This is a genomic window from Streptomyces albidoflavus, from assembly GCF_000719955.1.
Lineage (GTDB): Bacteria > Actinomycetota > Actinomycetes > Streptomycetales > Streptomycetaceae > Streptomyces > Streptomyces albidoflavus.
The window spans coordinates 73,734-98,054 of record NZ_JOII01000012.1 but is presented as its reverse complement, the minus strand read 5'-3'; the positions used below and the strand labels follow the sequence as shown (position 1 = coordinate 98,054).

The following is a 24,321-nucleotide window of genomic DNA, read 5'->3' as shown; positions in this document are numbered from 1 at the left end:
GGGTACGGCGGACGGGGCCTACTCCCCCGCCCGCCGCGCCCGGTAGGCCCGCATCTTGGCGCGGGCCCCGCACACCTCCATCGAGCACCAGCGGCCCCGGCCCGCCGGGCTGCGGTCGTAGTAGGCCCAGCGGCACGTCTCGTCCTCGCAGACCTTCAGCCGCTGCCAGCTGCCGTCCAGCGAGCCCCGTGCGACGGCCGCCGCGACTCGGGCGGTGAGGGAGGCGGGATCGGCCGGGGCGAGGCGGGCCGAGCCGTCGGCCGGGTCGACGGTGGTGACCAGGGGTGCCCGGGCCAGCAGCGTGCCGAGGGCGGCCACCTCGGCGGGCGCGCCGTGCCCGGCGTGGGCGAGGCAGGCGGCCCGCAGGGCTTCGCGCAGGGCGAGGGCGGCGGCCACGTCGGCCTCGCGCAGGCCGAAGGCGGCGCGTCCTTCCTCGGTGGCGAGGGTGTCGGCCCCCGTCTCCAGATCCAGGGTGTTGACCAGGTCCTGGACGAGGACGAGGGGCCCGGGGGCGGAAGGTCTGGCCATGGCGACGACGGTAGTCGAACCCGCTACCGGGTCGTGGGCGTGGTCCGGGGGGTCAGGATCTCCGCGACGGAGTCGGTGCGCCACTGCCGCAGGAGGGCGTGGAAGGCGACGGCGCCGTGCGGGTAGGCGGCGGGGTTGGGGCGGCCGCCTCCCTCCCGGTTGTAGTAGCCGGGGGTGCACTCGGCGTGGAACCACTCGTGGTCGGGGGCGCCCTCGCGGATCGCGGCGAGCCAGGCGTCCTCGGTCTCGCGGGAGGGTTCGAGCACCGCGTCGGCCTGTTCGGCGGCGGCGATCAGAGCGGCCGCGTGGAGCGCCTGCTCGTCGAGGATGTGGGTGAAGTTGACGCTGCTGGCGTTCTGCATGCTGCCGAGCTGGATGAGGTTGGGGAAGCCGTTGCTGGTGAACCCGTGCAGGGTGCGCGGCCCCCGCTCTCCCCAGGCGTGCAGCAGGGAGCGCCCGCCCCGGCCGAGCACGGGGAGTTTGCCGGAGAGGACGCCGGAGACGCCGACGGAGAACCCGGTGGCGAAGATCAGGCAGTCCAGGGGGTAGGTGGTGTCGCCGACGACGACGCCGTCCTCCGTGAGGCGCTCGATGCCGTGGGTGTCGGCGGTGTCGACCAGGGTGACGTTCTCCCGGTTGAACGCCGGGTAGTACGCGTCGGAGAAGGCGGGGCGCTTGCAGGCGTACCGGTACCAGGGCTGGAGCTTCTCGGCGGTGGCGGGGTCGGTGACCTCGCCGGCGACCCGGGCCCGCAGCTGGTTCATCTTGGCGGCGTCGGCCGCCTCGTAGGCGGCTTCGAAGGTGGCGGGGTCGCCCTCGCGGCGGAAGCTGGGGAGGAGTTTCTCCAGCAGGGCGGCGGAGGCGGTCCAGCCGTCGGCGACCAGGTCCGTCTCCGCCTGTTCGCCGGAGACGATGCGCAGGAAGTTCTCCCGGCGCTCGTGGGCCCAGCCCTCGCGGTCGGCGCCCACCTCCTCGGGGGTGGTGCGGCGGTTGCCGCGTACGTCCACGGAGGAGGGGGTGCGCTGGAAGACGTAGACGTGTCCGGCGTCCTCGGCGAGTTTCGGGATGGCCTGGACGCCGGTGGCGCCGGTGCCGACGACGCCGACGCGCTTTCCGGCGAGCCCGGTCATGCCGCCGTCCGGGGTGCCGCCGGTGTAGCCGTAGTCCCAGCGCGAGGTGTGGAAGGTGTGGCCGGCGAACTTCTCGATGCCCGGGAGGGCGGGGAGCTTGGGCTCCGAGAGGGTGCCGGTCGCCGTGATCACGTAACGGGCGCGGAAGGCGTCGTCCCGGTCGGTGGTGATCAGCCACTCCTCTGCGGTGTCGTCCCAGGTGAGTGAGGTGACGGTGGTGGAGAACAGGGCGTGGGTGCCGAGGCCGAACTGCTCGGCGATGCGCACCGCGTGGCGGCGGATCTCCTCGCCGGGGGCGTACTTCCACTCGGGGACGTAGCCGGTCTCGTCGAGGAGCGGCAGGTAGACGTGCGACTCGATGTCGCAGTGGACGCCGGGGTACCGGTTCCAGTACCAGGTGCCGCCGAAGCCGCCGCCGGTCTCCACAATGCGGACGCGCTCCACGCCCTGCCGGCGCAGCCGCGCCCCGGCGAGGATGCCGCCGAAGCCGCCGCCGACGACCGCCACGTCGACGGTGTCGTTCAGCGGGTCGCGTTCGGGAATCGCACCGGCGTACGGGTCGGCGGCGTAGTAGCCGAACTCCGCCTCGGCCCCCTGGTACTGGCGGGTGCCGTCGGGGCGGACGCGCCGCTCGCGTTCCTGCCGGTACCGCTTCCTGAGCTGGGCGATCTCTGCCTCGGTGACGGGGTGAGGGAGCGTCATGTGGGGTGGTTCCTCGCTCTGTTGGGGGTGTGCTCCGCGCCGCGGGCCGGAGCGTGGAGGGTGGGCCGGGCCGCGGCGGGGGCGGAGTGTCGACTACCGTACACCGCAACCGGACAGTGCTGTCCGGTTGCTGGGTGCCGCCTCTCGAAGGGCCCGCCGGCCGGGCGCCGGACCTCTTCGCGGAAGCGAACACGACGCGTGCGGCACCTCCCGCCAGCCGACAGGAAGTGACCTCCCCCCATGCGACGCACCACGCTCCGCTCCCTGGCCGGAATCGCGGCCCTCACGACGCTGGCCCTCACCGGCTGCGGTACCCAGCAGGGCCTCGCCGACGACAGCCCCGCCGCCGCGGGCCCCGCCGAGCGCACCATCACGGCCAAGCGCCTCGCGCGCCTCACCCAGCCGCACGAGCAGACCGGCATGACCCTGCTGGAGGGCCCGCTCCTCGACGCGAAGGGCCGCCTCCTGGTCGTCGACGTCACCGCCCCCGCGGGCGAGCCCAAGATGATCCGCGTCGACGTGAGGACGGGCAAGGGCACGCCCTTCCACACCGACGAGCGCGGCGCGTACACCTCCGCCCAGTACAGCCCGCACGACGGCCGGATCTACCTCACCGACTACGCCCACGGCGAGATCGTCAGCCTCGCCCCCGGCGGCGGCGACCGCCAGGTCTTCTTCACGGGGAAGGTCGACGGCGCGGCGATGCACCCCGACGACCTCGCCTTCGACCGGAGCGGCAACCTCTACGTCAGCGACTCGCGCGGCCTGAGCGAGGGGACGGCCGAGGGCCGCGTCGTCCGGATCAGCCGGGACGGGAAGAAGGCCACCGTCCTCGCCGACCAGCTCGCCGCGACCAACGGCATCTCCTTCGACGCCGAGTACCGGGGCCTGTGGTTCAGCGAGCTGACCGAGAACCGGATCTCCTACCTCCGCCTCGACGACCAGGGCGAGGTCACCTCCCGCCACACCGCGATCCGCGTCGACGGCGGCCTCGCCCAGACCGACTCGATCGCCGTGGACACCGACGGCAACCTCTACCAGGGGCTGCACGGCCGCGCCGCGATGGCCGTCTACGACCGGCACGGCGCACGGCTGGCCACCGTCGAGGTGCCCGCCCGGCACCGGGGGCTGGAATCGGCCACCAACGTCGCCATCACCCCGGGCGGCACCCGGGCCTACCTGACGGTGAGCGGCCCGGCGGGCGGGTACGTGTACACCTTCGACGCCCTGGCCGAGGGCATCCGGCAGTCCAACGGCGGCTGACCCGCCGCCCCGGTCAGCCGGGGAACGGCCGTACCGGTCCCACCTCGACCCCGAGGAGCGCCCACGCCTCCAGCGCCCGGCGTTCGCGGTCCTCGCGGGTGGGGCCGGTGACGGCGCCGGAGACCATGGCGACGGCGAGCATCAGGGAACCGGCGGGCAGCGGGCCCCGGTCGCGCAGCTCCCCGCGCAGGGCGCGCTCCACCCGCTCGCCCAGCTCCCCCGCCCGGCCCAGCTCCTCGCGGCGGACGGTGGCGTACTCCGCGCGCAGCAGCCCGATGAAGGCGGCCGACTCCACCAGGTGCCAGGTCAGGACGGCCAGCACGTCGGCGAGGGTGGCGCCGTCGGCGGCGGCGGCCTGTTCGACCTGGAGCACGTTCTCCTCCAGGACGGTGGCGACGACGGCGTCCCGGTCCGGGAAGTGCCGGTAGAGGCTGCCCTGTCCGACGCCGGCCCGCCGCGCGATCTCGGCCATCGGGGCGTCGAGCCCCAGCTCCGCGTAGACCTCCCGGGCGGCGGCGACCAGCGCGGCACGGTTGCGCGCGGCGGCCCGCGGCCCCTGGTTCACGCGGTGCCGCGTCGCGGGCCCGGTCGGTTCTGTCACCCCGGAAGGATAGGCCGGTCCGACACTCCGGGGCGCGTTACCTCTTGAAAGGCGCTACCGGTAACACCATGATGGCGGCGACGCACCGCACGCCTCCCGCCGTCCCCGCCCCACGAGGAGCCCGCCATGCCCATCGCCACCCTCGACGTGGTCGTCCTGGACACCCCCGCCCCGCTGGCCCTCGCCACCTTCTACCAGGCGATCCTCGGCGGCACCGTGGAGCAGCCCGCCGACTACTGGGTCGAGCTGCACGGTCCGGGCGTCAAGCTCGCCTTCCAGGAGGCGCCGGACATGGTCCCGCCCACCTGGCCCTCGCCCGACAACTCCCAGCAGTTCCACCTCGACCTGAACGTCCCCGACCTGGAGGCCGCCGAGAGCCAGGTCCTCGCGCTGGGCGCCCGCCCGCTCGACACCCGCCCCGACCGCTCGTTCCGCGTCTACGCCGACCCGTCCGGCCACCCGTTCTGCCTCTGCCGCCAGTGAGCGGGAAGGCGAGAAGCCCCCGCCGGTGAGGGCGGGGGCTTCTCGCGTACGGCCGTACGGCCACGGGGGCGGCTCAGCCGTCGAGCTGCTCCAGGGTGGCGTTGGAGGGGCCGCGCCGGGCGGCGAGGTCGCGCGAGACGGCCTCGGCGTCGCGGAGCACGCGGACCGCGTTGCCCCAGGTCAGCTTGGCCAGGTCGGCCGTGGACCAGTTGCGGCTGAGCAGTTCGGCGACGAGGTTCGGGTAGCCCGCGACGTCCTCCAGGCCGGCCGGGGTGAAGGCCGTCCCGTCGTAGTCGCCGCCGATGCCGATGTGGTCGACGCCCGCGACCTCGCGCATGTGGTCGAGGTGGTCGGCGACGGTGGCGGCGGTCGCGACGGGGCGCGGGTGGGCCGCCTCGAAGGCGCGGTGCAGGGCCATCGCCTCCTCGCCGGTGTCGAGGTGGTGGTGGCCGTGCGCGCGCAGGTTCTCGTCGGCGCGCAGGGTCCACTCGACGGCGGCCGGGAGGATGAACTTCGGCACGAAGGTGGCCATCGCGACGCCGCCGTTGGCGGGGAGCCGGCCCAGCACGTCGTCCGGGATGTTGCGCGGGTGGTCGCAGACCGCGCGGGACGAGGAGTGCGAGAAGATCACCGGCGCCTCGCTGGTGGCCAGCGCGTCCCGCATGGTCCCGGCCGAGACGTGGCTCAGGTCGACCAGCATGCCGGTCCGGTTCATCTCCCGCACCACCTCGCGCCCGAAGGCGGAGAGCCCGCCGAGGCGTTCGGTGTCGGTGGCGGAGTCGGCCCACGCGATGTTGTCGTTGTGCGTGAGCGTCATGTAGCGGACGCCGAGCGCGTGCAGGGCGCGCAGGGTGGCCAGCGAGTTGTTGATCGAGTGGCCGCCCTCGGCCCCCTTGAGGGAGGCGATCCGGCCCTCGGTGCGCGCCTTCTCCATCGCGTCGGCGGTCTCGGCGGGCGCGAGGTCCGCCGGGTAGCGGGCGAGGAGCTGGTCGACGCAGTCGATCTGCTCCAGGGTGGCGCTGACCGCCTCGTCGCCGCCGAGGTCGGAGCGGACGTAGACCGACCAGAACTGCGCGCCGACCCCGCCGGCCCGCAGCCGGGCGATGTCGGTGTGCAGGTGGGCCGACTGGTCCTCGGCGATGTCACGCCGGTCCAGGTCGTAGCGGACCTGCTCACGCAGCGCCCACGGCAGGTCGTTGTGGCCGTCGACCACGGGGTGCTCGGCGAGGAACTCCAGTGCCGTGGGCAGGAGTTCGGCGTTGGGTACGGGTCCGGTGGGGGTGCTCGTCACGTCCTCCGCCTCACTTTCCGAAGCCGAAGCCGGCCGGGCCGCCGGCGGTCTTGGCGCGCAGCCGCTTGCCCTTCTCGGTGGCCTGCTCGTTCAGCTCGCGCTGGAACTCCTTCATGCGGCTGAGCAGCTCCTCGTCGTGGGCGGCGAGGATGCGCGCGGCCAGCAGCCCGGCGTTGCGGGCGCCGCCGACCGAGACGGTGGCGACCGGGACCCCGGCGGGCATCTGCACGATGGAGAGCAGCGAGTCCATGCCGTCGAGGTACTTCAGCGGCACCGGCACGCCGATGACCGGCAGCGGCGTGACGGAGGCGAGCATGCCGGGCAGGTGGGCGGCGCCGCCCGCCCCGGCGATGACCGCCTTCAGCCCGCGTCCGGCCGCCTGCTCGCCGTAGGCGATCATCTCGTGCGGCATGCGGTGGGCGGAGACGACGTCGACCTCGTAGGGCAGCTCGAACTCGTCGAGGGCCTGGGCGGCGGCCTCCATGACGGGCCAGTCCGAGTCGGAGCCCATGACGATGCCGACGACGGGGTTCTGGCTGGTGTGTGCGGTCACTCGGTGATCGTTCCCCTGAGGTATCCGGCAGCGTGCCGGGCGCGCTCCAGCACCGCGTCCAGGTCGTCGCCGTAGGTGTTGACGTGGCCGACCTTGCGGCCGGGCTTCACGTCCTTGCCGTACATGTGGATCTTCAGCTGCGGGTCGCGCGCCATGCAGTGCAGGTACGCGGCGTACATGTCGGGGTAGTCGCCGCCCAGCACGTTGCACATCACGGTCCACGGGGCGCGCGGGCGGGGGTCGCCCAGCGGCAGGTCGAGGACGGCGCGGACGTGGTTGGCGAACTGCGAGGTGACCGCGCCGTCCATGGTCCAGTGGCCGGAGTTGTGCGGGCGCATCGCCAGCTCGTTGACGAGGACGCGGCCGTCCTCGGTCTCGAACAGCTCGACGGCGAGGTGGCCGACGACGCCCAGCTCGTCGGCGATCCGCAGCGCCAGCTCCTGCGCCTGCCCGCTCAGCTCCTCGGAGAGCCCGGGAGCGGGGGCGATCACCGTGTCGCAGACCCCGTCGACCTGGCGGGACTCGACCACCGGGTAGGCGACGGCCTGCCCGTGCGGGGAGCGGACGATGTTGGCGGCCAGCTCACGGCGGAAGGGGACCATCTCCTCGGCGAGGACCGGGACGCCCGCGCGGAAGGGCTCGGCCGCGTCCGCCTCGGAGCGGACCACCCACACGCCCTTGCCGTCGTACCCGCCGCGCACCGTCTTGAGGACGACGGGAAAGCCGTCGCCCTCCTCGGCGAAGGCCGCCACATCGGCCGGATCGGCGACGATGCGATGGCGGGGGCAGGGCGCGCCGATCTCCGTCAGGCGGGCCCGCATCACCCCCTTGTCCTGGGCGTGCACCAGCGCGTCGGGCCCGGGGCGGACGGGGATGCCGTCCGCCTCCAGGGCCCGTAGGTGTTCGGTCGGGACGTGCTCGTGATCGAAGGTGATCACATCGCAGCCCCGCGCGAAGGCGCGCAGTGTCTCCAGATCGCGATAGTCGCCGACGACGACCTCACCGGCGACCTGGGCCGCCGAGTCCTGGGGAGTGTCACTGAGGAGCTTGAACCTGATGCCGAGCGGGATGCCTGCCTCGTGCGTCATGCGCGCGAGCTGTCCACCGCCGACCATGCCGACTACCGGAAACGTCACGCGGTCCAGGGTATCGGCCCTCGCGCCGGACCCCGGAGTCGCGCACTGGGCGTGACGGCGTCCGGACAGCGCGTCGACACCCCAGGACGGGGCAGAAGCGCGGTGGTTAGCATGACCGGGTTGACGCGGCCACGGAAAGCCCGGCCGCCCGACGCACCGGCGGTACCGACGACGAGCGACAGGGGCTGAGCCCGTACATGAGTCCTGCACCGGGAGAACCGACGCCCGCCGCCACCGCGCCGGGCGCCTCCGCGCTCCGGGAGCGGGTCCGGCGGCTGGTCCGCGAGGTGGCGAAGTTCGGCGCGGTCGGCGGCGCCGGCGTCCTGGTCAACCTCGCCGTCTTCAACCTCGTCCGCCACCTGACCGAACTCCAGGTGGTCCGCGCCAGCGTCCTCGCCACGGTGGTGGCGATCGTCTTCAACTACCTCGGGTTCCGCTACTTCACCTACCGCGACCGCGACAAGGGCGGCCGGACCCGCGAGATGTCGCTCTTCCTCGCCTTCAGCGTGATCGGCCTGGTCATCGAGAACGGCATCCTCTACACCGGCACCTACGGCCTGGGCTTCGACGGGCGGCTGGAGTCGAACGTCCTGAAGTTCGCCGGCATCGGCGTGGCCACCCTGTTCCGCTTCTGGTCCTACCGCACCTGGGTCTTCCGCGCCCCGGCCGCCGTCCGCGCGGCGAAGCAGGCCGCCGAACCCGTCCGCGAGCCCGTCGCCTCGGGCACCTCCGCCGGGCGGAGCTGAGCCCGGCCGCCCGGCTCAGTCCTCGGGCGCCCGGGAGAGGAAGAGCCCGAAGACCGCCGGCTGCGGCTGGAGCAGCTCCAGCCGCCCGCCGTCCGCCTCGGCCAGGTCCCGCGCCACCGCCAGCCCGATCCCGGTCGAGTTGCGGCCGCTGATCGTCCGCTCGAAGATCCGCGCGCCCAGGTCGGCGGGGACGCCGGACCCCTCGTCGGCGACCTCGACCACCGCCTGGTTCCCGGTCACCCGGGTCCTGAGCGCGACCGTGCCGCCGCCGTGCATGAGCGAGTTCTCGATCAACGCCGCCAGCACCTGGGCGACCGCCCCCGGGGTGGCGACGGCCCGCAGGTCGCGGCGGCCCGAGCAGACGATGGCCCGCCCCTCGGAGCGGTAGGCGGGCCGCCACTCCTCCAGCTGCTGCTTGACCACCTCGTACAGGTCGAAGGCGACGGCCGAGCCGGTACGGGGGTCGCGGGCGTTGGTCAGCAGCCGCTCGACCACGTCGGTGAGCCGCTCGACCTGGGCCAGCGCGATGGTGGCCTCCTCGCGGACCGTCTCCAGGTCCTCGGTGAGGGTGATCTCGTCGAGCCGCATGGAGAGGGCGGTCAGCGGGGTGCGGAGCTGGTGCGAGGCGTCGGCGGCGAGGCGCCGCTCGGCGGTCAGCATCCGGGCGATCCGTTCGGCCGACCCGTCCAGCACGTCGGCGACCCGGTCCAGCTCGGGCACCCCGTACCGCTTGTGGCGCGGCCGGGGGTCGCCGGAGCCGAGGCGTTCGGCGGTCTCGGCGAGGTCGGTCAGGGGCGCGGCGAGCCGGTTGCCCTGGCGGACGGCGAGGAGGACGGCGGCGACCACGGCGAGCAGCGCGACCCCGCCGATGATCATCAGGGTACGGCCGACCTCCCCGGTGACGGCGGCGCGCGGCTCCTGGACCAGGACGGACTCGCCCTCCTCGCCGGTGGCGCGGGCCTCGATGACGTCCCCGTCGGGGCGCTCGCCGATCTCGATGGCGGCCCGCCCGGGGATGTCGATCCGGGCGTAGCGCTTGGCGGCGATCTGGTCCTGCAGCAGGCCCGCGCTGATGCGTTCCTCGCTGATCAGGCGGCTGTCGACGATGGAGGCGAGCCGCAGCGCCTCGGACTCGACGCTCTCCTGCGCGCTGTTGGTGATGGTGCGGGTCTCCACGATCACCAGCGTGCCGCCGAAGACGGCGATCACCACGAGGACCACGGCGAGCGTGGAGTTGATCAGACGGCGGCGCACTGGGGTCCTCGGGCGATCAGGGGGCCTCGGCGGGGCAGAGGTCCTCGGGGGTTCAGGACTTCTCGAAGCGGAAGCCGACGCCGCGCACGGTGGCGATGTAGCGGGGGTTGGCCGCGTCGTCGCCGAGCTTCTTGCGCAGCCAGGAGATGTGCATGTCGAGGGTCTTGGTCGAGGACCACCAGGTGGTGTCCCAGACCTCGCGCATCAGCTGGTCGCGGGTGACGACCCGGCCCGCGTCCCGCACCAGGACCCGCAGCAGGTCGAACTCCTTGGCGGTGAGCTGGAGTTCCTCGTCGCCCATCCAGGCCCGGTGCGACTCGACGTCGATCCGCACGCCGTGCGTCGCGGTGGGCTGGGGCGGCTCGGCGGCGCCGCGCCGCAGCAGGGCCCGGACCCGGGCCAGCAGTTCGGCGAGGCGGAACGGCTTGGTGACGTAGTCGTCGGCGCCCGCGTCGAGGCCCACGACGGTGTCCACCTCGTCCGCGCGGGCGGTCAGGATCAGGATCGGAACCGTGTGGCCGTCGGAACGGAGCCGGCGGGCGACCTCCAGGCCGTCCATGCCGGGCAGTCCCAGGTCCAGGACGACGAGGTCGACACCGCCTCGCAGTCCGGCGTCGAGGGCGGTGGGCCCGTCCTGGCGGACTTCCACCTCGTATCCCTCTCTGCGCAGGGCGCGGGCCAGGGGCTCCGAGATGGACGCGTCGTCCTCGGCGAGCAGTACACGGGTCATGGGGTGATGGTAGTCCGCGCGGCCCCGGCCCCGCCCGGGCTCCGCCCCTGCTGCGCGCCCGCCCGGGGCGTACCCTGCAAGGCAGCGATGGAATGATCCATTCACCTTCGATTGAGGCGTTCGACACCTCCTTCACCTGTGATCCATCTCTCAAGCTCTTCCATAGTCCAGATAGTCATGACGTATGGTGGCGAGACGCCTGTAGCACTACATGAGGACCTTTGGCCTGCTATGCGGGCTGAAGGTCACTTTTGTGTGCGGGCCGGTTCCGTCCGGCCCTGAAAGGAATGACCTGTGGCCGGGCCCCGGCCGCCCCTGCCCCGAGATCCCGCGCGGACCCGGAGGCGGTGGTGGCGGACGGGGTGTGGATCCCGGTGTCGCCGTCCCCCGCCTCACGGACTCCGCGAGGTCAGGACCCCTGGGCGTGGGGGAACTGGGACGGAGGACGACGCCGGTGCCGGCCGAACCCCCCACCGGGCGCGTATCCGCTCTCGCAGCCGCGCGTCCCGAACCCACAAGGATCGACCCATGGCGTCCAGCCTGACGAAGGACGCGGCCGGCAACCCCGGATCGCAGAAGACCTTCTTCGGCCACCCCCGCGGACTGGCCACACTGTTCCTCACAGAGATGTGGGAGCGCTTCAGCTACTACGGCATGCGCGCCCTCCTCCCGCTGTACCTCATCGCGCCCGGAGGACTCGCCCTCGACGCGGCGACGGCCACGGTCATCTACTCCGTCTACATGGCCACCGTCTACCTGCTGACCCTGCCGGGCGGCTGGTTCGGTGACCGGTACTGGGGACCGCGGAAGACGGTCGCCATCGCGGCCTCCATCGTCATGCTGGGCCACCTGACCCTCGCCCTCCCCGGCGACGCGGTCTTCTACGTCGGCCTGGTCCTGGTGGCCATCGGCTCCGGCCTCCTCAAGGCCAACATCTCCACGATGGTCGGTCACCTCTACGACGGGCCCAACGACCCCCGTCGCGACGGCGGCTTCACCGTCTTCTACATGGGCATCAACATCGGTGCCTTCGCCGCGCCGCTGGTCATCGGCACCGTCGGTGAGAACGTCGGCTGGCACTGGGGCTTCGGCCTCGCCGCCCTCGGCATGGGTCTGGGCCTGCTCCAGTTCCTGCTGGCCGGCAAGACCCTGAGCCCGCGCTCCTCCGAGGTGCCGAAGCCGCTCAGCTCCGACGAGCGGAACAACGTGATCCGCAAGTCGCTGATCTGGCTGCTGATCGCCGTCGTCTTCTACGGCATCGTCGGCTTCTCCGGCAGCTTCACCATCAAGTGGGCCACCGTCCCGCTCACCATCCTCGGCCTGGTCATCCCGATCATGGTCCTGGGCCGGATGAAGCGCGACAAGGAACTGACCGGCACCGAGCAGTCCAAGCTCTCCGCCTACGTCTGGTTCTTCATCGCCGCCGCCGTCTTCTGGATGATCTACGACCAGGGCGGCTCGACCCTCGCGATCTTCGCCGACGGCAAGGTCGACAACCAGGTGTTCGGCTGGGAGTTCCCGGTCTCCTGGTTCCAGTCGGTCAACCCGATCCTGGTGATGGCGCTCGCGCCGGTCTTCGCCTGGATCTGGCTCTACCTGAACAAGAAGGGCAAGGAGCCCAGCACGATCACCAAGTTCGCCGGTGGTCTGACGCTGGTCGGCATCTCCTTCTTCGTCTTCCTGCTGCCGCTGACGGCCAGCTCCGACGGGTCGCTCGTCAACCCGTGGTGGCTCGTGGTCATCTACTTCTGCCAGACCGTGGGTGAGCTGATGCTCTCGCCCGTCGGACTGTCGGTGACGACCAAGATGGCCCCGGCCAAGTACGCCTCCCAGATGATGGGCGTCTGGTTCCTCGCGGTGACCGCCGGCGACAGTGTCACCGGCCTCCTCTCCGACTCCGGGGTCGACCTCAACCGCACCGGCGTCGTCGCCCTCGAGGCCGCCCTCGCCGTGGTCGGAGGTTTCGCGATCTTCATGTACCGCCGCAAGGTCAAGTCCCTCATGGGCGAGATCCACTGACCTCGCCCCACCTCACACCCCGAGCCCCGCACTTGGCCTGCCGGCCAGGTCGCGGGGCTCGGGGCTTTTCCGGCCCGGAGGGCCGGGGCTGAGGGGTCGCTGGGCCGCGCCCATGGGCCCGCTGCGGGACTCAGGCGCCGTTCGGGCTGGGAGGGGTGGCCTCAAGCGCCGGCCGGGCTGGAAACTCTGTGGCCTCAAACGCCGGCCAGGCTCAGAACTGTGGCCTCAAGCGCCGGCCGGGCTGACTTATGGCTGACCTCCGGTCCCACCCACCGGTTCAGGATGGCCTCAAACGCCGGCCGGGCTGGGTATTGCGGGCATCTGTCCTGCCCCGGCTCCCCGGGCCCGTTCCGGCCTAGAACGACCTCAGACGCGGCCAGCCCTGGAGGCCGGCCCCTCGGCAATCGGGGAAGCCTTCGAGTCGAGACAGGCGGCACCGGGGACAGCTCTTCCAGCCCGGCCTGACTTCAGGGCACAGTTTCCGAGCCCGGTTGGCTCTGGAGAGCACACGGCCAGGACCAGTCGGCACTGGAGGCCACGTTCTTCCAGCCCGGCGGCCGACGCTGGAGGCCGTAACTTCCAGCCCGGCCGGCGCTTGAGGCCACAGTTCCAGCCCGGCCGGCGCTTGAGGCCACAGTTCCAGCCCGGCCGGCGTTTGAGGCCATCCTGAACCGGTGTGTGGAGCCGGACCCCAGCCCATCTCAGCCCGGCCGGCGTTTGAGGCCACAGATCGAGCCCGGCCGGCGTTTGAGGCCCGCCGTCAGGACGTCGCAGCGGCGCCCAGGTCGTCCGGGGCCGCGAGTTCGGCCCAGACGGTCTTGCCGGGGACGCCGGGGACGCGGAGGACGCCCCAGTCGAGGCAGAGGCGCTGGACGATGAACATGCCGTGGCCGCCGGGCCGCCCGGCCCGGTGGGGGGTACGGGGAGCGGGCTCACCGGCCCCCTTGTCGGCGACTTCCAGTCGCAGGACCTTGCCCTGCGCGCCCACGCGCAACTCCTGGGGCCCGTCGGCGTGCAGGCACGCGTTGGTGACCAGCTCGGAGACGACCAGCAGCACATCCTCGGCGGCGGCCCTGCGCTCGGCGTCGGGCGCCGGCAGCCAGCCCCAGTCGTAGAGGGCCTGCCGGGTGAAGTCCCGGGCCATCGGGACGATGCCGGTGGCGTCGGCGAGCCCGAGCTTGCGCACCAGGCGCTCCACGGGCGCCAGGGGCCCCTGGGCGACGTTCGCGTCCGTCTCGGGGCCGCGGTCGCCCGGCAGAGAGGGCCGGGTGGTGCTCATCAGCGCTTCACCTCACCGATTCGCCAGTTCAACGATGTGCCTGGTCGATCCTGCGGAACATAAAAGGAACTTATAGGGGGTTCTGGCGCGCCGCCCGTTGGTCCGAGCGACGCGTCCAGGGTCTCTCCTGCCCGAAGTGACCGTGAGAACACCCACGTATTTCGCGACCTGCCTGTGACACTGGTAACGCGTCGGTCACGGCGGCGCAACTGTGGGATAAATCCTGGTCCCGGCGGCGAAGAAGGCCCGGGGGGTCAGTCGGCGAGGGCCGACTCGAGGGAGTCGTGGACGGTGAAGACCGCCTCGGCCCCGGTGATCTGGAAGACGCGTGCGACCACCGGCCGCATCGCGGCGAGATGGACCCCGCCCCCGGCAGCCTCCGCCTTGAGGCGGGCGCCGAGCAGGACGTTGAGCCCGGTGGAATCGCAGAACTCCAGCTGTGAGCAGTCGACGACGAGACGCGCCCTGCCTTGGGATACGGCCTCTTCGAGGGGCTCCCGGAGCAGATCGGCGGTGTGGTGGTCCAGCTCACCCGCCGGGGTCACCACGGCACTGCTGCCCTCGTTGCGGACGTCTACACGGAGCCGGCCCCGTGGGGTGCTGCCGACCGTCTGGCGGTCCATGCCGTTACTCATTTCCGACCCGTCCTGACTACTGACTGACGCCCTCGAACACTACGCCCTCACCAGGTCGTCCGGTACCCGAACCAGCCCTGGAAAACGGACATTTAGCCACAAAGCTCACTTGCGACCTGGTCAGGGGATTCGGTAGGGCTATAGGAGCACCCATTCGACACGGCCGGCTTCGGAGGCGCCGCACACCTTCAGTGCACGTATTGGCATCGGCAGCCATATGCCGAGAACGATGGAGGACATCATGTCACCCCAGCTCGACGCGCAGACCCGCCTGACGGCGTCGACCGCCCCACTCGCACACCTGTCCGCCGACAGCGCCGGGGAAACCCAGGAAACGCACGAGGACTCCGCGGCGGCCATGGCCGCCGACGACCTCCCCTATGACGATCCGGGCCACGAGCTGCCGGAGATCCCCGCGTACGACAAGGTGGGGCCGCTGGACGCCCGCGCCCTCTCCAAGACCCTCTTCGCCCGGCTGGAGACGCTGGCGGAGGGCACCGCGGAGTTCGCCTACGTACGGAACACCCTGGTCGAGCTGAACCTCGCCCTGGTGAAGTTCGCCGCCTCCCGCTTCCGCTCCCGCAGCGAGCCGATGGAGGACATCATCCAGGTCGGCACGATCGGCCTGATCAAGGCGATCGACCGGTTCGAGCTGAGCCGCGGCGTGGAGTTCCCCACGTTCGCCATGCCGACGATCATCGGCGAGATCAAGCGGTTCTTCCGCGACACCTCCTGGTCGGTGCGGGTCCCGCGCCGCCTGCAGGAGCTGCGGCTGGACCTGGCGAAGGCCGGGGACGAGCTGGCACAGAAGCTGGACCGCGCGCCGACCGTGCGCGAGCTGGCCGACCGCCTGGGCCTGAGCCAGGAGGAGGTCGTCGAGGGGATGGCGGCGTCCAACGCGTACACCGCCAGTTCGCTCGACGCCCAGCCCGAGGAGGACGACTCCGAGGGCGCGCTGGCCGACCGCATCGGGTACGAGGACCACGGCATCGAGGGCATCGAGTACGTCGAGTCCCTCAAGCCGCTCATCGCGGAGCTGCCCGCCCGCGACCGCCGCATCCTCTCGCTGCGCTTCACCGCCAACATGACGCAGTCGGAGATCGGCGAGGAGCTGGGGATCTCCCAGATGCACGTCTCCCGTCTGCTGACCCGCACGCTGAACCGGCTGCGCAAGGGGCTGACGGTCGTGGAGTGACCGGCCCCGCACGGCCGCGCCACCCGCACACAGGCTTCGGCAGGGCCCGCTTCCCCTCGGGGAGGCGGGCCCTGCCGCGTGTGGGGGGGGCGTCCCCGGTCAGCCCAGCGGGACGGCCTGCTCCCCGGCCCGCCAGACGCCCGCCACCAGCGGCACCCCCGGCCGGTAGGCGAGGTGGACGTGGCTGGGCGCGTCGAGGAGGACCAGGTCGGCCCGGGCGCCGGGCTCCAGGCGGCCCACGTCCTCGCGGCGCAGGGCGGCGGCCCCGCCCGCGGTGGCCGCCCAGAGCGCCTCGTCGGGGGTCATCCCCATGTCGCGGACGGCGAGGGCGACGCAGAAGGGGACCGAGGAGGTGAAGGAGGAGCCGGGGTTGCAGTCGGTGGAGAGCGCCACGGTGACCCCGGCGTCGAGCAGCCGGCGGGCGTCCGGCCAGGGGGCGCGGGTGGAGAACTCGGCGCCCGGCAGCAGGGTGGCGACGGTGTTCCCGGCGGCGAGGGCGTCCACGTCGGCGTCGGTGAGGTGGGTGCAGTGGTCGGCGCTGGCCGCGTCGAGTTCGACGGCGAGCTGGACGCCGGGGCCGTGGCCGAGCTGGTTGGCGTGGATGCGCGGGACGAGGCCCTTGGCGCGTCCGGCGGTGAGGATCGCGCGGGCGGCGTCGCCGTCGAAGGCGCCGCGTTCGCAGAAGACGTCGACCCAGCGGGCGTGGGGCGCGCAGGCGTCGAGCATGGGGCCGGTGACGAGGTCGACGTAGGCGGCGGGGTCGTCGGCGTACTCGGGGGCGACGATGTGGGCGCCAAGGTAGGTGACCTCGTCGGTGTGGGCGGCGGCGACGCGCAGGGCGCGGGCCTCGTCCTCGACGGTGAGGCCGTAGCCGGACTTGGTCTCGAAGGTGGTGGTGCCCTGGCGCAGCGCCTCGGCGAGGTAGCGGGCGACGTTGGCGGAGAGCGCCTCGTCACTGGCGGCCCGGGTGGCGGCGACGGTGGTGCGGATGCCTCCGGCGCTGTACGGGCGGCCGGACATCCGGGCGGCGAACTCCTCGGTGCGGTCGCCCGCGAAGACGAGGTGCGAGTGGGAGTCGACGAAGCCGGGGACGACGGCCCGCCCTCCCGCGTCCACGACGTGGTCGGTGGCGGGGACGCGCGCCCCCTCCCCCGTCCACACGACCCGGTCGCCCTCGATGACGAGGGCGGCGTCCCGGATCACCCCGAGCGGCGAACCGTCGCCCTGCGCGGGGTCGTTGGTCACCAGCGAGGAGATCCCCACCACCGCCGTCGACCCGCCCTGTCCGCCACCGTTCCCGTACGTACTGCTCTGCACCACAACCACCTTCTCCGACAGGGGACTTGCTGACGACTGCACGAGGGGGGCGGCTACCGGCCGCCCCCGTCCCGGACGGCGGCCACCGCCTCGGCGAGCGCCCGCCCGGTCCCGGGCAGCCGTACGTGGACGCCGTCGCGGACGATCACCCGCCCGCCGACCAGGACGTGCGTCACGTCGGCGGCGCTCGCGGCGAAGACGGCGGTCTCGGCGCCGAGCAGCGGCGGCGCCCCGGCCGTCCGTACGGTGTCGAGGGCGAGCGTGGTGAGGTCGGCGGGGGCGCCGGGGGCGAGGCTGCCCGCCTCGGGGCGGCCGAGGGCGGCGTGGCCGTCGGCGGTGGCGGCGCGCAGCAGGGCGGCGGCGGTCCAGTGACCGCGGGTGCGGGTGCGCAGCCGCTCGTTCAGTTCGAGGGCGCGGGCCTCCTCGAAGAGGTCGATGACAGCGTGGCTGTCGCTGCCGAGGCTGAGCGGGCTGCCGGCGCGCTGGAGGCGGGGGGCGGGGCCGATGCCGTCGGCGAGGTCGCGTTCGGTGGTGGGGCACATGCAGGTGCCGGTCCCGCTGGTGCCGATGAGGGTGATGTCCTCGTCGGTGAGGTGGGTGTTGTGGACGCCGGTGGTGCGCGGGCCGAGGACACCGTGGTCGGCGAGGAGCTGGGTGGGGGTGCGGCCGGTGGCGGCGAGGCACGCCTCGTTCTCGGCGCGCTGCTCGGAGAGGTGGACGTGCAGGGGCGCGTCCCGGTGGCGGGCGAAGTCGGCGACGGTGGCGAGCTGACCGGCGGGGACGGCGCGGACCGAGTGGACGGCGGCCCCGATCAGGGTGTGGCTGTCGCCGCGCAGCAGGCTCACGCGCTCGGCCCAGGCGTCGGCGGTGGAATCGCTGAACCGGCGCTGGTGGCGGTCGGGTGCGGCGCCGAAGCCGGAGGAGAGGTAGGCGGTGTCGAGCAGGGTGAGCCGGATGCCGGCGTCGGCGGCGGCCGCGATCAGCGCCTCGCCCATGGCGTTGGGGTTGTCGTAGGGGCGGCCGTCGGGCTGGTGGTGGAGGTAGTGGAACTCCCCGACGGCGGTGATCCCGGCCAGCGCCATCTCGGCGTACACGGCGCGGGCCAGCGCGTGGTAGCTGTCCGGGGTGAGGGCGGCGGCGAAGCGGTACATGGTCTCGCGCCAGGTCCAGAAGGTGCCGGAGCCGACCTGGACGGTGGCGCGCAGCGCGCGGTGGAAGGCGTGCGAGTGGGCGTTGGCGAGGCCGGGCAGGGTGAGGCCGGGCAGCCGGACGGCGCCGGGCGGGGGCGCGGGGACCCCGGTGCGGACGGCGAGGAGGTGTCCGGGCGGGACGGGGCCGGGGGCCCGGGTGCCGTCGCCCAGTTCCTCGTCGAGGGGGACGGGACCGGGGGCGTCCGGCGGGACGAGGTCGACGACGACGCCGCTCTCGACGCGGTCGCCGAGCCAGGCGTGCTCCAGCCAGTAGGTGTTCACACGCACGCGAGTCCCTCCAGGACGTCGGTGAGGGCCTCGACGCCGGCGAGGCAGTCGTCCTCGGCGGCGTGTTCGGCCGGGGAGTGGGAGACGCCGGTGGGGTTGCGGACGAAGAGCATGGCGGCGGGGACGGAGTCGGCGAGGATGCCCGCGTCGTGTCCGGCGCCGGTGCCGAGGACGGGGACGGGCGGCATACCGGGGGCGTCGAGGATGCGGCCGAGTTCGGCGCCGAGGGCGCGGTGGAACTCCACGACGGGGGTGAACGACTCGCGGACCACGTCGAGGGAGATGCCGTCGCGGGCGGCGCGGGTGCGGGCGGCGGCCTCGACGGCGCTGGTGACGGCGTCCAGGCTCGCCTGGTCGGGGGCGCGGGAGTCGAGCCAGCCGCGGACCAGCGAGGGGATGGCGTTGACGCCGTTGGGTTCGACGGCGACCTTGCCGAAGGTGGCGACGGCGCCTGCGAGTTCGGCCTCGCGGCGGGCCTCCAGGACGGTCCCGGCGTAGGTCAGCATCGGGTCGCGGCGGTCGCCGAGGCGGGTGGTGCCGGCGTGGTTGGCCTCGCCGTGGAAGTCGTACCGCCAGCGGCCGTGCGGCCAGATGGAGCCGGCGATGCCGACCGGGTCGCCGGTGAGGTCGAGGGAGCGGCCCTGTTCGACGTGGAGTTCGACGAAGGCGCCGATGCGGGAGAGGCGGTCGGGGTCGGGACCGAGGGTGTCCGGGTCGTAGCCGGCGGCCTCCATCGCCGCGGGCAGGGTGATGCCGTCGGCGTCGCGCAGGAGGGCCGCGTCGGCGGGGGTGAGGCGGCCGGTGGCGAGGCGGGAGCCGACGCAGGCGAGGCCGAAGCGGGCGCCTTCCTCGTCGCCGAAGTTGACCAGGGCGAGGGGGCGGGTGGGGACGGCGCCGCGTGCCAGGAGCCGGTCGAGGGCGGCGAAGGCGGAGACGACGCCGAGGGGGCCGTCGAAGGCGCCGCCGTCGGGGACGGAGTCGAGGTGCGAGCCGGTGACGACGGCCTCGCCGGGGCCCGCCTCGGCCCAGCCCCGGACGCCGTACCAGGCCCACTGGTTGCCGTTGCGGTCGACCTCGTAGGCCAGCTCCCGCAGTTCGGCCTGTTCGCGGAACCAGGCGCGGCACTCGCGGTCGGCGCCGCCCCAGGCGTAGCGCCGGTAGCCGCCGCTCGTGGCGTGGCGGCCGAGGGGGGCGAGATCGCGCCACATGGTGAGGAAGTCGGGGGTCTGGCGGGCGGTGCCGGTCGGGCTCGCGGGGCGGGGGTGGGACACAGGGGTCTCCTCCGGAGGGGGCCGGCCCGCACCCTGTTCATTCACGAGCCGTTCCGCTGAATATAGCTAGTCAGAGCGGGGGCGTCAGCCCCGGTGCCCTGGCCACGGGCGCGTCGCGATGGTTGCCTGGCCCTCATGGGTGATCACCGATACGACCTCAGCCACCTCCCGGACAGCGCCGACGCCGGGGCGAACGAGCCGGCGGCGCGCGCCGCCCGCCGCGACCGGGCCGTCCGCGCCGCCGTCGCCCAGGGCCTGGTCGGCCCGGACGAGCCGATCGCCGGGCTCCTCGACGTCGACGGCATCCGCGCCACCGCCGCCGCCCTGCACGCGGCCTTCGACGCCGTCACCGCCCCCGGCACCCCGGTCCTGCACGCCTTCGCCGTCAAGGCCACCCCGCTCGTACCGGTGCTGCGGCTCCTCGCCGAGGCGGGACTGGGCGCCGAGGTCGCCTCCCCCGGCGAACTCGCCCTAGCCACCGCCGCCGGTATCCCGCCGGAGCGGATCGTCCTCGACTCCCCCGCCAAGACCCCCGCCGAGATCCGCGAGGCGCTGCGCCTGGGCGTCGCCCTCAACGCCGACAACCCGCAGGAACTCGAACGCCTCGACGCCATCCTGGACGGCGCCACCCCCTCCTCCCCCGTCGGCGTACGCGTCAACCCTCAGGTCGGCGGCGGCTCCATCGGTGCCCTCTCCACCGCCACCCCCACCTCCAAGTTCGGCGTGGCGCTGCGCGATCCGGGCGCCCGCGACTGGGTCCTGGGCGCCTACGCCGCCCGCCCCTGGCTCACCCGGCTGCACGCCCACTCCGGCTCGCAGGGCATGCCGCTGGAACTCCTCGCCGAAGGACTCGGCGCCCTGTACGACCTGGCCGAGGAGATCAACGAGGCGGCCGGGCGCAAGCAGATCGACACCCTCGACATCGGCGGCGGCCTCCCCGTCAACTTCCACTCCGACGCGGACGACCCGAGCCACGCCGCCTACGCCGCCCTGCTGAGGAAGACCGTGCCCGGCCTCTTCGACGGCCGGTACGGCCTGGTCACCGAGTTCGGCCGCTCGGTGCTGGCCAAGCACGGCACGGTCCTGGCCCGGGTCGAGTACACCAAGTCGGCCGGTGAGCGCCCCATCGCCGTCACCCACGCCGGGGTCCAGGTCGCCACCCGCACCGTCTACAACCCCGAGTCCTGGCCGCTGCGGATCGCCGCCTTCGACGCCGAGGGCCGCCCGCGCACCGGCGACACCGTCGTCCAGGACGTGGCGGGCCCCGCCTGCTTCGCCGGCGACCTGCTCGCCACCGGGCAGACCATGCCGCGGCTGCACCCGGGCGACTGGGCGGCGGCCCTGGACACCGGGGCGTACTACTTCGCCCACCACTACGCGTACAACAGCCTGCCCCGGCCGGCCGTGCACGGCTGGACGGAGCGGCCGGGCGCGGCCGGCGAGGAGCCGGAGGTGCGGTTCGCGACGGTGCGGCCGGCGCAGACGGTGGCCGAGATCGTCGCCGAGGGCGGCGAGGCCCACCGGGACGGCCTCACCGGGCTGGCGGATCTCTGACGGCCTGACCTGAATTGCCCTTCCGAGGCCGGGATCTGAGGTGCTTGTGCGGGTCGGGTGCGGGTAAGGAAGCCTCCATCACTCACCAGGGGGAGGACCCATGGACGCCACCCGACCCGCCGGAGCCCCCGGCAACCCGCCCGAGGAGAAGGCCGGTTCCCCGGCCGGGGAGCCGTCCCTCAAACGGGCCATCGGCCCCAAGCTGCTGATCCTCTTCGTCATCGGCGACATCCTCGGCACCGGCATCTACGCCACCACCGGCAAGGTCGCCGGTAAGGTCGGCGGCGCGCTCTGGGTCCCGTTCGCGATCGGCTTCGTGGTGGCGCTGCTGACCGCCGCCTCCTACGTCGAACTGGTCGGCAAGTACCCGAAGGCGGCCGGGGCGGCGCTCTACACCCAGAAGGCGTTCAAGGTCCCCTTCCTCACCTTCATCATCGCCTTCATGGTGATGTGCTCGGGCCTCTCCTCGGCCAGCGCCGCCGCCCTCGCCTTCAGCGGCGACTACATGAGCGAGCTGACCGCCGGCGCCCTGCCGCCCACCCTGATCGCCGTCGCCTTCGTGCTGATCCTCGCCGCCGTCAACCTCCGCGGCGTCGCCGAGTCGGTCAAGATGAACGTCGTCCTGACCCTGGTCGAACTCAGCGGCCTCGCCATCATCCTGGGCATCGGCGCGTACGCCGTGCTGACCGGCGGCGGTGAGCCGTCCCGGCTGGTCGAGTTCGAGTCGAGCGGGACCGGCTTCGCCCTGATGACCGGCGTGCTCGGCGCCACCGCGCTCGGCTTCTTCGCCTTCGTCGGCTTCGAGGACTCGGTCAACATGGCCGAGGAGACCAAGGACCCCACCCGCACCTTCCCGCGTGCCATCTTCATCGGCGTGGCCGTCACCGGCACCATCTACATCCTGGTGGCGCTGGTCTCCTCGCTCCTGGTCGACCCCGGCACCCTCTCCGGCTCGGACGGGCCGCTCCTCGAAGTGGTCAAGGCGGGCGGCGTCCAGTTCCCGCCCCAGCTCTTCGCCCTGATCGCCCTCTTCGCCGTCACCAACTCGGCCCTGATCAACATGATGATGGCCTCCCGCCTCTGCTACGGCATGGCCAACGAACGCATCCTGCCCCGCGCCATGGGCCGCGTCCTGCCCAAGCGCCGCACGCCCGTCGTCGGCATCGTCTTCGTCACCCTGCTCGCCCTCGGCCTGGTCCTCACCGGCGAGATCGAGGGCCTCGGCGACACCACCGCCTTCCTCCTCCTCTGCGTCTTCGCCGTCGTCAACATCGCCGTCCTGGTCCTCCGCAAGGACCGCGTCGACCACCCGCACTTCCGCACCCCCACCGCCCTCCCCGTCCTCGGCGCCCTCACCGCCCTCGTCCTCGCCAGCCCCCTCGCCGACCGCCCCGCCGACGTCTACATCCGCGCCGGCGTCCTCCTGCTGCTGGGCATCGGCCTCTGGGGCCTCAACAAGCTGGTCCTGCGCGGAGAGCGGGGCTGAGTCCCGCCGCTGGCCTTCCCCGTGGTCCCGGGCGGACCGGGGACAGCGGTGGCCGCGGGCCCTCACCACGCCTCCCGCGGCTACCGCAGTCCCGAGCGCCCCCACGACCCCCAGGCTCCGCCGGGGCGCTACGGCTCGCTCACCGGCCCGGCCCGGCCTCGGCCGGGAGGGCGCCCGTGCGGGCCACCTCGGCGTACCACCGCGCACTCGACTTCGGGGTCCGGGTGCCCGTCGGGTAGTCCACGTGGACGGCGCCGAAGCGCTTGCTGTACCCGTAGCCCCACTCGAAGTTGTCCAGGAGGGACCAGAGGAAGTAGCCGCGGATGTCGACGCCCGCCTCGATCGCCCGGTGCACGGCGGTCAGGTGACCGTGCAGGTAGGCGATGCGCTCCGGGTCGACGACCTCGCCCTCCGGGTTGACGTAGTCGTCGAAGGCGGCCCCGTTCTCCGTGATCATCAGCGGCAGGTCCGGCTGGTCGGCCTTGAGGCGCAGCAGCAGGTCGTAGAGGCCGCTGGGGTCGACCGCCCAGCCCATGGCGGTGGTGTCGCCGGGCGGGCGGTGGAAGGCCACGTGGCCGGCGCCGGGCCACGGGCTGTGCTCGCTCGCCCCGTGGCCGTCGGAGCCGTGCCCGCCCTCGCCGGTGGCGGCGGAGACCAGGGTGGGCGTGTAGTAGTTGACGCCCAGGAAGTCGAGCGGCTGGTGGATCGTGGCGAGGTCCCCGTCCTGGACGAAGGACCAGTCGGTCAGGGTCCGGGTGTCCTCCAGGAGGTCCGCGGGGTACTTCCCCTCCAGCAGGGGCCCGGTGAAGACGCGGTTGGCCAGCGCGTCGATGCGCCGGGCCGCGTCGAGGTCCTCGGCGGACTCCGTCCGGGCCCGCACGTGGTGGATGTTGAGGGTGACGGCCACCTCGGCGCGGGCGGGGAGCTCGGCGCGCAGCGCCTGGACGGCCAGGCCGTGCGCCAGGTTGAGGTGGTGCGCCGCGCGCAGGGCCGCCACGGGTTCGGTGCGGCCCGGCGCGTGCACTCCGGAGGCGTAGCCGAGGAAGGCGCTGCACCACGGCTCGTTGAGGGTGATCCAGGTCTTCACCCGGTCCCCGAGGGCACGCGCCGCCAGGGTGGCGTAGTCGGCGAACCGGCCGGCGGTGGAGCGGCCGGGCCAGCCGCCGACGTCCTCCAGCTCCTGGGGCAGGTCCCAGTGGTAGAGGGTGGCGACCGGCTCGATGCCCTTCTCCAGCAGGGCGTCGGTCAGCGCGCGGTAGAAGTCGAGTCCCCGCTCGACCGCCGGGCCGCGGCCCGTCGGCTGCACACGGGGCCACGCGATGGAGAACCGGTAGGCGCTCACCCCGAGATCGGCCATGATCTCGACGTCCTCGCGCCAGCGGTGGTAGTGGTCGGTGGCCACGTCACCGGTGTCGCCGTTCCGCACCCGGCCGGGCGTGTGCGCGTAGGTGTCCCAGATGGAGGGGGTGCGCCCGCCCGCGGAGGCGGCGCCCTCGATCTGGTAGGCGGCAGTGGCGGTGCCCCAGGTGAACCCCTGCGGGAAGTGGCGGACGCCGGGGGTCTGCGGGACGGTGGCGGGACGTCGGGGGGCGATGGTCACGTGGTTCCTTCCGAGCGGGGCTGCGGGGCGGGTTCGGGGCCCTCGGGTGGACGGCGGGGCCCGGACGCGG

At 73.2% G+C, this 24,321-nt stretch carries 21 protein-coding genes; 7 read left to right on the top strand and 14 right to left on the bottom strand.

Translation table 11 applies throughout. From position 1 onward, the window contains the following. Positions 1–18: 18 nt before the first annotated feature. On the bottom strand, positions 19–528 hold the full coding sequence (locus IF45_RS0115480; protein WP_030307956.1) for a CGNR zinc finger domain-containing protein: 510 nt from the start codon (positions 526–528) through the stop codon (positions 19–21). 23 nt (positions 529–551) lie between these two features. After that, complete coding sequence (locus tag IF45_RS0115475; RefSeq protein WP_003950399.1) at positions 552–2,360, bottom strand: flavin-containing monooxygenase; 1,809 nt, start codon at positions 2,358–2,360, stop codon at positions 552–554. Positions 2,361–2,600: 240 nt separating this feature from the next. Between IF45_RS0115475 and IF45_RS0115470 the strand changes: the two genes are divergently transcribed. Further along, positions 2,601–3,623 carry an SMP-30/gluconolactonase/LRE family protein gene (locus IF45_RS0115470; RefSeq protein ID WP_030307954.1) on the top strand — a complete coding sequence of 341 codons (1,023 nt, stop codon included), beginning with the start codon at positions 2,601–2,603 and terminating at the stop codon, positions 3,621–3,623. A gap of 13 nt (positions 3,624–3,636) precedes the next feature. Here IF45_RS0115470 and IF45_RS0115465 read toward each other — a convergent pair whose 3' ends face one another. After that, the gene (locus IF45_RS0115465) at positions 3,637–4,188 is read right to left on the bottom strand and encodes a TetR/AcrR family transcriptional regulator (protein WP_008417648.1); all 552 of its coding nucleotides are present in this window, start codon (positions 4,186–4,188) and stop codon (positions 3,637–3,639) included. Positions 4,189–4,350: 162 nt separating this feature from the next. Between IF45_RS0115465 and IF45_RS0115460 the strand changes: the two genes are divergently transcribed. Then, on the top strand, positions 4,351–4,707 hold the full coding sequence (locus tag IF45_RS0115460; protein ID WP_003950396.1) for a VOC family protein: 357 nt from the start codon (positions 4,351–4,353) through the stop codon (positions 4,705–4,707). A 73-nt stretch (positions 4,708–4,780) separates the two neighbouring features. On the opposite strand, the gene IF45_RS0115455 is transcribed toward IF45_RS0115460, so the two are convergent. The 3 genes from IF45_RS0115455 to IF45_RS0115445 are packed head-to-tail and all read right to left on the bottom strand — an operon-like array spanning position 4,781 to position 7,639. After that, complete coding sequence (locus tag IF45_RS0115455) at positions 4,781–5,998, bottom strand: dipeptidase (RefSeq protein ID WP_010642907.1); 1,218 nt, start codon at positions 5,996–5,998, stop codon at positions 4,781–4,783. A 10-nt stretch (positions 5,999–6,008) separates the two neighbouring features. After that, positions 6,009–6,551 (bottom strand): 5-(carboxyamino)imidazole ribonucleotide mutase, encoded by a 543-nt coding sequence (gene purE / locus IF45_RS0115450; protein ID WP_030307951.1) that lies wholly within the window; start codon positions 6,549–6,551, stop codon positions 6,009–6,011. Then, on the bottom strand, positions 6,548–7,639 hold the full coding sequence (locus tag IF45_RS0115445; protein ID WP_234373668.1) for a 5-(carboxyamino)imidazole ribonucleotide synthase: 1,092 nt from the start codon (positions 7,637–7,639) through the stop codon (positions 6,548–6,550). Before IF45_RS0115445 ends, purE begins: the two co-directional genes overlap by 4 nt. A gap of 245 nt (positions 7,640–7,884) precedes the next feature. Here IF45_RS0115445 and IF45_RS0115440 point away from each other — a divergent pair, with 245 nt between their 5' ends. Further along, positions 7,885–8,433 (top strand): GtrA family protein, encoded by a 549-nt coding sequence (locus IF45_RS0115440; RefSeq protein WP_018895286.1) that lies wholly within the window; start codon positions 7,885–7,887, stop codon positions 8,431–8,433. 15 nt (positions 8,434–8,448) lie between these two features. On the opposite strand, the gene IF45_RS0115435 is transcribed toward IF45_RS0115440, so the two are convergent. After that, the gene (locus IF45_RS0115435; protein WP_030307949.1) at positions 8,449–9,687 is read right to left on the bottom strand and encodes a sensor histidine kinase; all 1,239 of its coding nucleotides are present in this window, start codon (positions 9,685–9,687) and stop codon (positions 8,449–8,451) included. Positions 9,688–9,739: 52 nt separating this feature from the next. Further along, complete coding sequence (locus IF45_RS0115430) at positions 9,740–10,417, bottom strand: response regulator transcription factor (RefSeq protein ID WP_003950390.1); 678 nt, start codon at positions 10,415–10,417, stop codon at positions 9,740–9,742. A 528-nt stretch (positions 10,418–10,945) separates the two neighbouring features. Here IF45_RS0115430 and IF45_RS0115425 point away from each other — a divergent pair. Continuing rightward, on the top strand, positions 10,946–12,436 hold the full coding sequence (locus IF45_RS0115425; protein WP_030307946.1) for a peptide MFS transporter: 1,491 nt from the start codon (positions 10,946–10,948) through the stop codon (positions 12,434–12,436). A gap of 760 nt (positions 12,437–13,196) precedes the next feature. Here the strand turns inward: IF45_RS0115425 and IF45_RS0115420 are convergent. Together IF45_RS0115420 and IF45_RS0115415 are read right to left on the bottom strand one after the other, a co-directional pair. After that, a complete protein-coding gene (locus tag IF45_RS0115420) occupies positions 13,197–13,715 on the bottom strand; it encodes an ATP-binding protein (RefSeq protein ID WP_003950388.1) in 519 nt (172 codons plus the stop codon). A 254-nt stretch (positions 13,716–13,969) separates the two neighbouring features. Then, positions 13,970–14,338, bottom strand: coding sequence for an STAS domain-containing protein (locus IF45_RS0115415; RefSeq protein ID WP_010642918.1), 369 nt, complete (start codon positions 14,336–14,338; stop codon positions 13,970–13,972). 241 nt (positions 14,339–14,579) lie between these two features. Between IF45_RS0115415 and IF45_RS0115410 the strand changes: the two genes are divergently transcribed. Continuing rightward, on the top strand, positions 14,580–15,545 hold the full coding sequence (locus tag IF45_RS0115410) for an RNA polymerase sigma factor SigF (protein ID WP_030307944.1): 966 nt from the start codon (positions 14,580–14,582) through the stop codon (positions 15,543–15,545). A 99-nt stretch (positions 15,546–15,644) separates the two neighbouring features. Here IF45_RS0115410 and hutI read toward each other — a convergent pair whose 3' ends face one another. Genes hutI through IF45_RS0115395 form a run of 3 tightly spaced genes read right to left on the bottom strand, consistent with a single transcriptional unit; the run spans position 15,645 to position 19,611 of the window. Beyond that, positions 15,645–16,865 carry an imidazolonepropionase gene (hutI, locus tag IF45_RS0115405; protein ID WP_051720700.1) on the bottom strand — a complete coding sequence of 407 codons (1,221 nt, stop codon included), beginning with the start codon at positions 16,863–16,865 and terminating at the stop codon, positions 15,645–15,647. A gap of 50 nt (positions 16,866–16,915) precedes the next feature. Continuing rightward, complete coding sequence (locus tag IF45_RS0115400) at positions 16,916–18,334, bottom strand: formimidoylglutamate deiminase (RefSeq protein ID WP_003950384.1); 1,419 nt, start codon at positions 18,332–18,334, stop codon at positions 16,916–16,918. After that, positions 18,331–19,611: an allantoate amidohydrolase gene (locus IF45_RS0115395; RefSeq protein ID WP_008417668.1), complete on the bottom strand. Its 1,281-nt coding sequence runs from the start codon at positions 19,609–19,611 to the stop codon at positions 18,331–18,333. Before IF45_RS0115395 ends, IF45_RS0115400 begins: the two co-directional genes overlap by 4 nt. 135 nt (positions 19,612–19,746) lie before the next feature. Here IF45_RS0115395 and IF45_RS0115390 point away from each other — a divergent pair, with 135 nt between their 5' ends. Further along, positions 19,747–21,165, top strand: coding sequence for a type III PLP-dependent enzyme domain-containing protein (locus IF45_RS0115390; protein WP_030307940.1), 1,419 nt, complete (start codon positions 19,747–19,749; stop codon positions 21,163–21,165). 100 nt (positions 21,166–21,265) lie between these two features. Beyond that, on the top strand, positions 21,266–22,651 hold the full coding sequence (locus IF45_RS0115385; RefSeq protein ID WP_003950381.1) for an APC family permease: 1,386 nt from the start codon (positions 21,266–21,268) through the stop codon (positions 22,649–22,651). Positions 22,652–22,790: 139 nt separating this feature from the next. Here the strand turns inward: IF45_RS0115385 and IF45_RS0115380 are convergent, their stop codons facing one another. After that, positions 22,791–24,251 (bottom strand): GH1 family beta-glucosidase, encoded by a 1,461-nt coding sequence (locus tag IF45_RS0115380; protein WP_008417672.1) that lies wholly within the window; start codon positions 24,249–24,251, stop codon positions 22,791–22,793. Positions 24,252–24,321: the final 70 nt, after the last annotated feature.